The sequence below is a fragment of the Carnobacterium alterfunditum DSM 5972 genome (genome assembly GCF_000744115.1).
In the GTDB taxonomy this organism is placed as follows: Bacteria; Bacillota; Bacilli; order Lactobacillales; family Carnobacteriaceae; genus Carnobacterium_B; species Carnobacterium_B alterfunditum.
This window is the reverse complement of sequence record NZ_JQLG01000004.1, coordinates 1,857,591-1,870,457: the sequence shown is the minus strand read 5'-3', so window position 1 is coordinate 1,870,457 and position 12,867 is coordinate 1,857,591. Positions and strand designations below refer to the sequence as shown.

Here is a 12,867-nt window from a genome sequence, read left to right as displayed (position 1 = left end):
CTAATCTTTCATTTTCGGATCAAATGCATCACGCAGACCATCAGCCAATAAGTTAAATGAAATCATTAATATACAAATAACTGCAGCTGGATACCACATTAAATGGGGTAGGAAGCGAAATGTTTTGTATCCGTCATTAATCAATGTTCCTAATGAAGCCGTTGGTGCTGGAATTCCTATACCAATGAAACTCAAGAATGCTTCGAAGAAAATGGCAGAAGGAATCGAGAACATCGTTTGAATGATAATTATACCGGATAAATTTGGAATTAGATGTTTAAATGCAATTTTAATTGAAGATTCACCTAATGTACGAGCAGCTAAAATGTATTCTTGATTTTTTAATTTTAAGGTTTGTGCCCTGACTACCCTAGCCATTGAAATCCAACCAGTAATGGCTAAAGCAATAATAATAGACATAATCCCTGGCTCTAGTACCAATAACATTAAGATAACTACAACAAGGTTTGGAACACCTGATAATATTTCTAAAACACGTTGCATAAAGTTATCCACTCTACCGCCGATCCAACCTGAAACCAAACCATAAGTTACACCTATAGTTAGATCAAAAAAGGCTGCTACAAAAGCAATAATCAAGGATACCCTTGTACCGTAAAGAATACGGGAAAGCAAGTCACGGCCTAAGCTGTCTGTACCTAGGATATAATACTGATCCTCAGGAACATCCTTTTCGGCATATTTGTCTATACGAGTTTCTCCAACTTTTTGAGTTCCGTTTAAACCATTAATATCAATTCCTGAAATTTTAGGTGGCAGGCTCGCAAACTCTACTGTTTGGATATCTGGATCATAAGGTGCGACGATTGGCGCTGCAATCGTAAGAACGATCATGATTATTAAGACTACCAAACTAACGACAGCCGCTTTATTCTTTTTCAATCTTCTCCATGAGTCTTGAATAAAACTTAATGAAGGTGCAGAAATTTTTTCGTTATCTCCAATACTTGACCCAGTAGCTGGGGCAAACATGTCAGGAGACAAATTTTTAAATTCATCTACAACAGGAGTATTTTCTTGTTTATTCATTATTTGTCCCCTCCTTCAGTAGAAACACGAATACGCGGATCAATTACTCCGTATAAAATATCAACAACTAAAATAATAAATACAAGCATAGCAGAGTAAAGGATAGTTACGCCCATGATCGTTGGGTAATCATTTGTCATGATCGATTTAACGAATTGTTCACCAATACCAGGAATAGCATAGATGTTTTCTACAACCATTGAACCAGTCATCAAACCAACAGCCATAGGTCCTAAAATCGTTACTAACGGAATTAGAGCATTGCGGACACCATGTTTAAAAGCTACTGTCCATCTGCTTAATCCTTTGGCTCTTGCTAATTCAACGTAATCACTACCTAAGACATCTACCATTTCTGTTCTAATAAAACGAGCTGAATCTGCTAGAGGAGAGATTGCTAATGCTAACGTAGGAAGAACTGATGAGCTGAATCCTCCATCCCATAAAGCGATTGGGAACCATTGGAGATATACACCGAACACTAGCTGTAACAAAACAGCAATAACAAAGTTAGGAATTGATCTTCCTAATATCGCTGAAAAAGTTGCAAGCGTATCGATCCAAGTATTTTGATACATTGCCGCTATTACACCTAAAACAATACCAAATATTGTCCCTAATGCAACGGCTTGAATACCTAGCTGTAAAGACGGCCCTACACGCGTAGATAATAGTTTTGTTACTGGAGTGTTGCTAAACTGGAATGATACTCCCAAATCACCTTGAAGTAATCCTCCGATATATACTAAATACTGAACCGGCACCGGTTCATTTAATCCATATTGTTCATTCATAATATAGATTTGTTCTTCTGAAAGTTTATCCTGGTTACTATATGGAGTACCCGGTAAAAGCTTCATCAAGAAAAAAGTAATCGATGCAATTAAAAATAATGTCAACAACATGTATAACACGCGTTTTCCTAAAAATCTAGCATAGCTTTTCATCGATTATAGCACCTCCAACAATTTTAATTTTAATTCTCCTACAAAAAAGAATATACTATATAGAATAGCTTGTCAAAACCAATATTGCAAAACTTTTTTTAATTATGCTATCATATTACACTATAAGATTAAAATAAGATTAGAATATGAATAGAAATCAGATATGTATTGCCAAGTTTGATCCTTATCTCTTTTTAAAATATTCATATATTTTTCATAGTATTCCTATTATAATATAGTTTAGTACTATTGTATGTACACTTTAAGGAGGAAAATCAGTGAAACAAAATAAAACACCTATGCGTATCTTTTTGGTGTCGCTCTTTTTATGCTTGTTGATTGAATTAATTGCTTATAAAGAGCTGTCATTCTATCATACTACAAATCTTACTTTCTATGGAGCCTCTTTATTTCTCATTATCGGTCTTTTTGGCGCATCTTTTTCATCAGGTTTTTTTGATTTCTTTAACTACAGTATGCGAAAAACGGCTTTTAATATTCGCAAAGGTAGACATTCCGATGAAGAGTTCACTATTAAACCTCTCTCAAAACTAATTGGCAAAGGGTATTTCCTTTTTTTAAAGGTAGGTTCAGCATTATTAGTCGTTAGTTTGATTACATTGCTAGCGTATTATTTGATTGAAAGATGATTTTTTAGTACTTGTTTTCAACAAAATCTATAATCGGCTTAAAAATGACGTATACTAGTACTGATGTACTTAGAAATAAGGGGTGGATAAAATGAAGACAATTTTTTCAGGTATTCAACCTAGTGGAACTCCTACTATTGGAAATTACATTGGGGCAATGAAACAATTTATATCTTTACAGGAAAGTTATACAAGTTACTTTTGTATCGTTGATGAACATGCTATTACTGTGCAACAAGAGCCGCTAAAACTTAGGCAGCAAACGAAAAGTCTTGCTGCCTTATACTTAGCTATCGGGTTAGATCCAGCCAAAGCTATAATTTTCATTCAATCTGAAGTTTCTGCACATGCTGAAGCTGCTTGGATCGTTCAATGCAATACGAATATCGGCGAATTAGAACGGATGACACAATTCAAAGATAAATCCGCAAAAAATAGTCGTTCTGGTGTATCAGTTGGTTTATTAACTTATCCGCCTTTAATGGTTGCAGATATCATTCTTTATCAATCAAATTTAGTTCCTGTTGGGGATGATCAAAAACAACACTTAGAATTAACGCGTGATTTTGTCACTCGTTTTAATAATAAATACAGCAATGGTAATCACTTGCTGACTGTACCAGAAGTTAAAATACCAAAATCTGGCGGTCGTATAATGAGCTTGCAAGATCCTTTAAAAAAAATGAGTAAATCTGATGATAATAAAAAAAGTTTTATTTCGATGTTAGATGCGCCTGCAATCATTCGTAAAAAAATCAAAAGTGCTGTGACCGATTCTAGTGGGGTTATTGAATATGATTCTGAAAATAAACCTGGTATATCAAATTTATTAACGATTTATGCTTCATTTACTGATTTTAGTATTGCTGAACTGGTAGATCGTTATCAAAATAGCGGATATGGCCAATTTAAAGAAGACTTAGGAGAAGCTATTGTAGCTGTACTAGAACCTATTCAAATCAGACACAATGAATTGATCGATTCTGATGAGCTAGACTTGATTCTAGATGAAGGTGCTATTAAAGCTCGTTCTGTAGCCAATAAAACACTCATAAAAATGAAGAATGCCATCGGTTTAGGAAGAAAAAACAGATAGCAAAAAAAGCTGAAGCGCTCAGGATAGTTATCCTAACTGCTTCAGCTTTTTTTAGTATATTAAATGCACTAATTCTTCTTTAGTAATATTTCCAAAATACTTTTTAATATTTATATCGTCTAATGCTTCATTTATAGATAAAATATCATATTTAATACCAGTCAATTTTTCTTCAACATCTGAAATATCTCCTAATCCAAAAAAATCTCCAAAAATACGAATATCTTGAATTAATCCTTTAGCCACATTCATTTTAAATTCAACTGAACCAATTGAAAAACGATGACGGCGAACCAATTCAAATTTTGGTGATTTCCCATAATTCCAATCCCAATTATTAAAATATTTTTCGGAGAGTTCTTCTATCTGCTTCCAATCATGATCCGTCAATTTGTATTCCTTAACGTCTTCAGCACTATCCACATCGAATATATTTAATAATAACCGATCTCGGAATTCTTTTGTATTCATAAATTGATAATCATCAGCTAAATAAGGTTTTATGTTCGTCACACGGCTTCTTATTGATTTGATTCCTTTTGATTCAATTTTATCTTTCCTTACCTTAAGAGCATTTACGACTTCTTCAATATCACTATCAAACATGATTGTACCATGCGCCGTCATTCGACCATTTTTTGAATACATTGCATTTCCAGAAAATTTTTGTCCATTGATCAGCAAGTCATTTCTACCTTCAAGCTTAGCACCTTCAACGCCCATTTTGTGTAAGGACTCTATGATAGGCTCTGTAAATTTACCAAAATCGCGGAAAGAATCTCCATCATCTTGTGTAATAAAACAAAAACAAAAGACTCCATAATCATGATAAACAGCTCCACCACCTGAAAATCGGCGGACTATATGAATATTATTTTTTTCTACATATTCTGTATTGATTTCTTCAATCGTATTTTGATTTCTTCCAATTATGATAGAGGGTTCATTAATATAAAAAAGCAATATTGGTTCATCCAATACAACATTATTTAACAAATGGTATTCGATTGCCAGATTGATTGTAGGATCTGTTATTTCTTTACCATCACGAATATTTTTGACATAGTACATCTATTGTTTCCTCATTTCTACATTTTTCTATTTCACTTTATTACAGCTTTCATCAAATCTCTATGACTAAATCTTTTTCAGCTAATATAATTTCTGTTTTTGGTGTTTCATTGATTACTTGAGCTTTCAACAGCTCTAGGTCTCCAACTTGTGGCAAGTGTGTTAAAATAACTTTTTTCACATCTGCCTCTTTTGCAATTCTACCTACTTCAGCTGCTGACATATGAACACGATGATTCTCCATTCCATTGAAGAAATTTGTATCTGCCAATAATACATCTGCCTCTTTACTGAAGGTAACGAAATCGGGTAGATAACCAGAATCTGCTGTATAGACTAATATCTTACCTGTTTTTATTTCAACAATTCTCATAGCATAACATTCCACTGGATGCAGAGTTCTCATAAACTGTATTTCAAATGGACCAATATATAATTTTTGACCTTCATCATAAGCTATCCCTTCACTCACAGTGTCCATAGTTAATCGTTTAAAATTTTCATTGTCTCCTTGGTGCCCATAGATAGGAAACATAGGAGCTCTTTCAAGATTATTTTTCATTCGTTTCAATTGACGTGTAAATTGTAAAACGCCTAAATCAGCTATGTGATCATAATGATAATGAGATAAGATAACCGCATCCAATTGTAATGGATCTAAATGATCTTCTAAAGCAATCAAAGAAGCACTTCCTACATCGATCAATAAATGATAATTTTCTGTTTCTAATAAATAAGAACTTGTACCTGAATTTTTTGTTGGGTACCCGCCCCAAAAACCTAATATAGTTAACTTCATTTTCTTCCCTCACTCCTATTTTTAGTTTATCTTTTATACAATACCTTACACTAAGAAAACAAAGTTTAAAATAAAAAGAACCTTTTTAATGTTAAAAAGAGTCTTTTTATTTTTTTATAAGCTATCTCATTTATTATAAATACAATTTTGTTTTTTTATATGATCAACTATTTTTTTACTCGTTTTATTAGCTTGGCCAATACATTGATTGACACCAAAACCTTCTAGCCCTATTCCAGAAATATACACTCCCGGATATTCATTTTTTAGCAATTCAATCATTTCTTTTATTTTTTCTTCTTGTATTACGGTGTACTGGGGTATCGCATCAGGCCAGCGTTTTACAATACGATTTATAGGTTTTTCCGTGATTCCGAGTATCGTTTTTAAGTCTTTAAGTATGGACTCCTCTATTTCTTTATTGCTCAAAGAAACAAGCAAGTCTTCCCCTTTTCTACCAAAACTTACGCCAATAAATACATCTTCTTCATCTCTAAGAAACGACCATTTTTTATTTAAAAGAACGATTGACGTTACAAAAGAATCGCTTCGTCTAGGAGTAACTACACCAAATCCTTTTGGTTCATTTTTTATAGCCTCTTTTTTAAACTTAAACAAGATATAGCCGATAGATGCTGTTTCCACTTGATCAAAAATTTGCCCGAAGGTCTCATTTTTGATCAATTTTGAATATTCAGTTACTGGCGTTGCAATGCAAATTGCACCAACACGCACCTGTTCTTTTCGGTTAAGATCTATAATGTACGTACCTTCAATACCTTGTTTGATATCAACTACTTTTTTACTTGTTTGAATATGAGGTTTTAAAATTTCGGTTAGTTTATCCGTTAAAACGGATAAACCTTTTTGAAAAGTAACGTAATTACCAGGACCATCTAGCAATTCGGGGTGATGCTTGATTCCTTTTGAGAGACTCCCATATTTTTGTTCTAAAGAATAAATAACCTCTTTAGAAGATTTAATTCCCATTTCATCTAAATCACTAGCATAAATCTTTGAAAAAAACGGTTCAACTATGTGTTCGACCATTTCTTCTCCAAATCTTTTTTTCAGATATCTGCTCATTTCAATATCTTTTTCCAAAGGTTTGATAGGGAATAGATTATCTTTAAAGCTAGCTATTTTACCATGAAAAGTTAATAAATTATTCTTCCAGATGTCCATTTTTCTTACTGGAATACCTTTATAAGTTGGATAGTCGAGACTATGTAACTTATTATAAAAAAAGATGTCTGGCTTATTTCCTTCACTGTAAATCAATTGGTCCATTAGGCCTAATTCTTTAATTAGATCTATCGCTTCAGGATAGCGAATATCAATAGATTCAGCCCCTAAATCAAAGTAATTATCTCCGACCTTGATTGTACAAATTTTACCACCTAACTTTAACGCAGACTCTATTAAAACAAGTTCAAAGGGCAACTGTTCTTCTATGATTTGCTGTCTAATTCGATAAGCAGTAACTAACCCCGTTATTCCTCCACCTATTACTGCAATTCTTTTTTTAGCTCTCTTCATCTATTCCCCCCTTTCTTATCGGATCATTTATATCCAGTTTACTTGTTATGTTACTAAAAAGAAACGTTATTCTAGTTTACCTATAAAAGATTAGTTAAAAATTCATTGATTTTTCACAAAAATTGATATCAATAGAAATAAGCTGTATTCTATAATTTTTCTCTATACAATACAGCTTATTTCTATTTTCCATTTCTTAACTATTGTATTTGATTTTTCCGACAGTTTTAGTATCTAATCGTTTAATTACTTCTGTAACTAATTTCACGGTGTTTAAATAATCATCTTCATGAATGACTGAGGTATGAGAATGCAAATAGCGCGTTGCTACAGTAATAGCTATTGCAGGTATGCCATTTTTACTGACATGCTGACTTCCTGCATCAGTTCCTCCGCCCGCGATCACTGTATATTGGAAAGGAATATCCAGTTCTTCAGCAACATTTATAACAAAGTCACGTAACCCTTTGTGGGTTACCATAGAAGCATCATAAATGATGATTTGAGGACCTTTCCCTAACTTAGAATCTGCTTCCTTTTCAGTCATACCTGGGGTATCTCCAGCTGTTCCAGTATCAAGTGCAAAAGCAATATCAGGATCCACTAAATGAGTTGCTGTTTTTGCTCCTCTTAACCCTACTTCCTCTTGCACATTTCCAACTGCAAATGCTTTATTAGGGTGCCCTTCGGCTTTTAAATTTTCTAATACTTTTAAAGTTACAGCTGTTCCAATACGGTTATCCCAAGCTTTAGCTAACATAAATTTTGATCCGTTTAAACGTTTAAATTCAGTGTAAGGCGTTACCATATCACCTGGTTTAATTCCCCATTCGGTTGCTTCTTCTTTAGAAGTGGCTCCAATATCAATAAACATGTCTTGGATATCATAAGCTTTATTACGCACTTCAACAGTCAAGACATGCGGTGGTTTACATCCAATAACGCCATGGATAACTTTATCTTTTGCTGTTGTAATTTCGACTTGTTGAGCTAACATAACTTGTGCCCACCAGCCACCAATTGTTTGAAATTTAATAAAGCCTTCTTTTGTAATTTTTGTCACCATAAAACCAACTTCATCTAGATGTCCAGCAAATAATACCTTAGGACCATTTTTATCGCCAATACTTTTTGCGATCACGCTGCCTAAACCGTCATAACTGATGCTATCTGCATTATTTTTTGCGTACTTAACAAAAACATCTCTCACTTGGCCTTCATTCCCTGCAATTCCATTCGCATCTGTTAATTCTTTCAACATTTTTAATTCTGTTTCTTCCATTTTATGATCCTCCTATTTAGTTTATTATGCCACTGCTTTTAAAGAGCTTTTAAAGAGCTTTTAAAGAGCTTTTTAATTTAATATTTTGTATTTAGCTCTTTTTCAATTGGAATATAAATAAAGGAGCGATGAAACCAGGACAATTTCGTCTCAGCCTCATCTCTCCTTTTAAATATACTAAAATTTAAATTAGTTTGTTACAGATGTCCATTTGAATGACCATTCTGCTCCAACTAAATGAGTAGTAAAATCTTTAACGTAGTCTTTTTCTAGAATTGCATAAGCACGTTGATAGATTGGTGCTATACCTGCTTCTTCCATTAATACTTTTTCTGCGTCAAGCATATCTTGCCAACGTGATTCTAAATCAGTTACATTTGTTTGAGCACTTTCAACTAAGCTGTTGTATTCAGCACTATCGTATCCAGAATTATTATTCCCATTTTCTGCATGGAATAATTCTAAGAAGTTTATAGGATCAGCGTAATCTGCTCCCCATAAAGCTAACTGAATATCGTAATCTTGATTACTGTCAGCATCTAAACGTACTTTAAACGGTACATTTCTTAATGAGATCTCTAGACCTTGCAAGTTTTGTGTTAGTTGACCTTGTAAAAATTCGATTGATTTTTTAGCATTCTCAGTATCATCACTTAAAATTTCAAGTGACAATGAATCAACACCTAATTCATCTAACCCTTTGTCAAAATATTCTTGCGCTTTTTCATTATCAAAACTTAGTAAGTCGCCGTTTTGTTCACGATAATCTTCTCCTGTTGCTGGATCAACCGCTAAAGCTTCTGGAACAAGTCCATCGGCTGGGATAGATCCATTTTGAAGAACCGTGTCAACATAGGCTTGCTTATCGAACGCCATTGCGATCGCTTTACGAATATTTTCATTTGCTAAAGCCGTTTCTTCTCCGTTACGTTCTTGGTTAAATTTAAGGTAAGCAACAGTAGAAGTTGGTTGAGTTTTCAAATCTGAATTGCCTTGTTGTGTTTGAACATAGTCACCAGATAATACCATACGATCGATTGAACCAGTGTCATATAGATTCAAAGCAGTTGAAGTTTCTTTGATAACGTCGATGTTGATCGTATCTAACTCAACAGCATCTGCATCCCAGTAGTCTTCATTTTTATTCATTACCCAGCTCAAGCCGGTTCCATCCCATTCATCTAGTACAAACGGTCCGTTGTAAAGAATGTTATCACTATTTGAAGCATAAGCTTCCCCTTTTTCAGTTACATAAGCTTCGTTTTGCGGGAAGAACATTGACAATGTTGTCAAACTTTCAAAATAAGGAACAGCTTTTTCTAATTGAATTTCTAAAGTTTTATCATCAACAGCTGTTACGCCTAATTCAGATGGTTCCATTTCACCTTGTAAAATAGCTGTTGCATTTGCAACTACTCCATCAATCATATAAGAGTACTCTGCAGCTGTTTCAGGTGTTGCCAAGCTTGTCCATGAAAAAACAAAGTCGTTTGCTGTTACCGGGTCACCATTTGACCATACAGCGTCTTCTCTAATTTTAAATGTATAAGTCAATCCATCTTCGCTAACGACTGGTTCTTCTTCAGCCATTCCTAACTCAAGTTCGCCATCTGGTCCTTGACGTAATAACCCTTCGTTAACATTATTCATTACATTAAAACTTACAGAGTCTGTTGCTAATACGGAATCCATTGTTGGAAGCTCAGCTGACTCAACTAAGTTCAATACTTGCTTGTCGTTACCATCTTTATCAGTTGTTGATTCTTCTGAGTCTCCGCCACATGCTGCTAATAAACTAACAGAAGCAAGTGATAATCCCATTAACTGAAGATATTTTTTCTTTTCCAATGCTGTTCCTCCTAATAAATCATAATAAATTTAATCACAAATAATTCATAACTTCATCATTTTATCATCATTTAAAAGAGAGAGAAACGAGTATCGAATTACTCTCATAGGAATCTTAGCTTTTTCACATAGTAAACACAAAAAAAGAGCGAATAAAATTCGCTCTTTTTTTTAAAAAATTATTCTTTTCCTTCAATTGAAGCCCATTTATAAGAATATTCTGCACCTGTTAAGTGAGATGTTAAATCCTTAAGGTAGTCTTTTTCTAGAACAGAGTATGCACGTTGATAGATTGGTGCAATTCCGCCTGTTTCCATCAAGATTTTTTCGGCTTCTAACATATCTTCCCAACGACCTTCTAAATCAGATACGTTTGTTTGAGCACTTTCAACCAAAGCATCGTATTCAGGGTTAGCGTAGCTAGATTTGTTGTTCCCATTTTCTGAATGGAACAATTCTAAGAAGTTAATTGGATCAGCGTAATCTGCACCCCAACCAGCCATTTCGATATCGTAATCTTGGTTTGTATCTGCATCTAAACGAATTTTAAACGGTACATTTCTTAGATTGATTTCCAATCCAGGAAGATTTGAAGTTAATTGTGCTTGCATAAATTCTAAAGATTTTTTAGCATTTTCAGTATCATCACCTAAAATTTCTAAAGTAAGTGAATCCACTCCCAATTCATTCAAACCTTCTTCAAAATATTTTTGAGCTTCTTCAACATTATATGTTAATAGATCTCCACTTTGTGCACGGAAATCATCACCTGAAGCTGGATCAGCAGCTAATTCAGCTGGGACTAACCCATTAGCTGGAATAGAACCATTTTGAAGAACAGTGTCAGCAAAGGCTTGTTTATCAAATGCCATTGCGATTGCTTTACGGATATTTTCATTTGCTAAAGCTGTTTCTTCTCCATCACGTTCTTGATTAAATTTAAAATAAAATACAGATGATGTAGGCTGAGTTTTTAATTCAGGATCCCCTTGTTTTGTTTGGACATATTCACCTGATAAAGTAATACGGTCTACTGCTCCAGTATCATACAAGTTGATTGCAGTTGACGTTTCTTTAACTACATCGACATTGATCGTATCTAGTGCTACAGCTTCTGTATCCCAGTACTCTTCATTTTTGTTTAATACCCAGCTTAAGCCAGTTCCATCCCATTCATCCAATACGAAAGGACCATTGTAAAGCACAGTATCGCTATTTGTTGCATAATCCCCACCTTGCTCAGTTACAAATGCTTCATTTTGTGGTAAAAACATCGGTAATGTCAATAGATCTTTGAAATACGGTTTAGCTGTTTCTAATTGTACTTCTAACGTTTTATCGTCAACAGCTTTAGCACCTAATTCTGAAGGTTCCATTTCACCAGTTAAAATTGCAGAAGCATTTTTAACTACTCCATCGATCATGTATGAGTATTCAGCAGCTGTTTCAGGAGTTACTAGACGCTGCCACGCAAAAACAAAATCATTAGCAGTTACAGGGTCTCCATTAGACCAAACTGCATCTTCTTTAATTTTAAAGGTAAATGTTAAACCATCTTCGCTGACTTCAGGTTCTTCCGCAGCCATCCCCAATTCAAGTTTATTTTCTGGGTTTTGACGATACAATCCTTCATTTACGTTGTTCAAAACAGTACCACTTACTGTATCTGTTGTTTTTGCAGAATCCATATTTGGCAATTCAGCACTTTCAATAAGATTTAGAACTTGTTCTTCACTTGATCCAGAATCTTGACTTCCAGTATCTGTTGTATCTCCATCGCCACCGCAAGCTGCTAAAACTAATGCAGATGTCGCTGTTAAACCTAATAAGCTAAGTAATTTACTTTTTTTCATGTTATTTCCCCCTTATTCTCTTATCATTCATTTATAAAATAAATCGAGTAATTATTTATTCAATTTTTAATATTAGTTTACTCAAATTATCTTATCATCTTATTATCACAATTTCAATATAAATTATTAAAATAATGCAATAATTGCATTTAATTTTAACCAGATACTCATTTAAAATGATTGGAATTGCTTATTTATAGGCATCTCACAGCAATCATCACTCACAGTTTATTCTGTAGTTTATTTGTCAAAATTAACAACTTTTTATTTTTTTGTAGAAAAAAAGCTACTTCGCATTAAAACGAAGCAGCTTTTAGTCTTTAATAAATTTGAAATTTATTTGTTGTTTAATGCAGTTTTAGCTTGTTCAGCCAATGCTGTGAATGCAGGAGCATCCGTTACAGCAATATCAGCTAACATTTTGCGGTTAACTTCAATTTCTGCTAATTTAAGGCCATGCATTAAAGTGCTGTAGCTCATGTTATTTAAACGAGCAGCTGCATTAATACGAGCGATCCATAATTTACGGAAATCACGTTTCTTTTGACGACGGTCTCTATAAGCATAAGTATAAGACTTCATTACTTGTTGCTTAGCAGTTTTGAATAAAACATGTTTTGAACCATAGTATCCTTTTGCTAATTTTAATATTTTTTTACGACGTTTACGAGTAACCGTTCCACCTTTTACACGTGGCATATTAATTTCCTCCTCTAAGATGTTTTCTCTACA

General features: G+C 33.9%; 11 protein-coding genes. 2 read left to right on the top strand and 9 right to left on the bottom strand.

Annotated elements, in window-relative coordinates; translation table 11 throughout:
- On the bottom strand, positions 1-1,050 hold the full coding sequence (opp3C, locus tag BR50_RS09260) for an oligopeptide ABC transporter permease (protein ID WP_034548101.1): 1,050 nt from the start codon (positions 1,048-1,050) through the stop codon (positions 1-3).
- Positions 1,050-1,997, bottom strand: a complete 948-nt coding sequence (opp3b, locus tag BR50_RS09255; protein WP_034548100.1) for an oligopeptide ABC transporter permease — start codon at positions 1,995-1,997, stop codon at positions 1,050-1,052. The genes opp3C and opp3b overlap by 1 nt, the downstream gene beginning before the upstream one ends.
- A 278-nt stretch (positions 1,998-2,275) precedes the next feature.
- Between opp3b and BR50_RS09250 the strand changes: the two genes are divergently transcribed.
- Together BR50_RS09250 and trpS are read left to right on the top strand one after the other, a co-directional pair.
- Positions 2,276-2,647 carry a DUF3899 domain-containing protein gene (locus BR50_RS09250; protein ID WP_051905782.1) on the top strand — a complete coding sequence of 124 codons (372 nt, stop codon included), beginning with the start codon at positions 2,276-2,278 and terminating at the stop codon, positions 2,645-2,647.
- Positions 2,648-2,738: 91 nt separating this feature from the next.
- A complete protein-coding gene (trpS, locus tag BR50_RS09245; protein ID WP_034548099.1) occupies positions 2,739-3,743 on the top strand; it encodes a tryptophan--tRNA ligase in 1,005 nt (334 codons plus the stop codon).
- Between the two features lie 51 nt (positions 3,744-3,794).
- Here trpS and lplA read toward each other — a convergent pair whose 3' ends face one another.
- From lplA to rplT, 7 genes are all read right to left on the bottom strand, one after another.
- Entirely contained in the window at positions 3,795-4,814 is a 1,020-nt protein-coding gene (gene lplA / locus BR50_RS09240) for a lipoate--protein ligase (RefSeq protein WP_034548097.1), read from the bottom strand.
- 52 nt (positions 4,815-4,866) lie between these two features.
- Positions 4,867-5,613, bottom strand: a complete 747-nt coding sequence (locus BR50_RS09235; RefSeq protein ID WP_034548095.1) for an MBL fold metallo-hydrolase — start codon at positions 5,611-5,613, stop codon at positions 4,867-4,869.
- 126 nt (positions 5,614-5,739) lie between these two features.
- Positions 5,740-7,152 (bottom strand): protoporphyrinogen oxidase, encoded by a 1,413-nt coding sequence (gene hemG / locus BR50_RS09230; RefSeq protein ID WP_034548093.1) that lies wholly within the window; start codon positions 7,150-7,152, stop codon positions 5,740-5,742.
- Positions 7,153-7,348: 196 nt separating this feature from the next.
- Positions 7,349-8,434 carry a M42 family metallopeptidase gene (locus tag BR50_RS09225; RefSeq protein WP_034548090.1) on the bottom strand — a complete coding sequence of 362 codons (1,086 nt, stop codon included), beginning with the start codon at positions 8,432-8,434 and terminating at the stop codon, positions 7,349-7,351.
- Between the two features lie 189 nt (positions 8,435-8,623).
- Entirely contained in the window at positions 8,624-10,282 is a 1,659-nt protein-coding gene (locus BR50_RS09220) for a peptide ABC transporter substrate-binding protein (RefSeq protein WP_034548088.1), read from the bottom strand.
- 179 nt (positions 10,283-10,461) lie between these two features.
- On the bottom strand, positions 10,462-12,135 hold the full coding sequence (locus BR50_RS09215; RefSeq protein ID WP_034548086.1) for a peptide ABC transporter substrate-binding protein: 1,674 nt from the start codon (positions 12,133-12,135) through the stop codon (positions 10,462-10,464).
- 336 nt (positions 12,136-12,471) lie between these two features.
- Entirely contained in the window at positions 12,472-12,834 is a 363-nt protein-coding gene (rplT, locus tag BR50_RS09210; protein WP_034548083.1) for a 50S ribosomal protein L20, read from the bottom strand.
- Positions 12,835-12,867 lie beyond the last annotated feature (33 nt).

What these genes read in the sequence shown, in the direction of transcription:
- opp3C (WP_034548101.1), bottom strand. Translation starts at nt 1,050, where the DNA reads ATGAATAAACAAGAAAATACTCCTGTTGTAGATGAATTTAAAAATTTG.
- opp3b (WP_034548100.1), bottom strand. Translation starts at nt 1,997, where the DNA reads ATGAAAAGCTATGCTAGATTTTTAGGAAAACGCGTGTTATACATGTTG.
- trpS (WP_034548099.1), top strand. Translation starts at nt 2,739, where the DNA reads ATGAAGACAATTTTTTCAGGTATTCAACCTAGTGGAACTCCTACTATT.
- lplA (WP_034548097.1), bottom strand. Translation starts at nt 4,814, where the DNA reads ATGTACTATGTCAAAAATATTCGTGATGGTAAAGAAATAACAGATCCT.
- BR50_RS09235 (WP_034548095.1), bottom strand. Translation starts at nt 5,613, where the DNA reads ATGAAGTTAACTATATTAGGTTTTTGGGGCGGGTACCCAACAAAAAAT.
- hemG (WP_034548093.1), bottom strand. Translation starts at nt 7,152, where the DNA reads ATGAAGAGAGCTAAAAAAAGAATTGCAGTAATAGGTGGAGGAATAACG.
- BR50_RS09225 (WP_034548090.1), bottom strand. Translation starts at nt 8,434, where the DNA reads ATGGAAGAAACAGAATTAAAAATGTTGAAAGAATTAACAGATGCGAAT.
- BR50_RS09215 (WP_034548086.1), bottom strand. Translation starts at nt 12,135, where the DNA reads ATGAAAAAAAGTAAATTACTTAGCTTATTAGGTTTAACAGCGACATCT.
- rplT (WP_034548083.1), bottom strand. Translation starts at nt 12,834, where the DNA reads ATGCCACGTGTAAAAGGTGGAACGGTTACTCGTAAACGTCGTAAAAAA.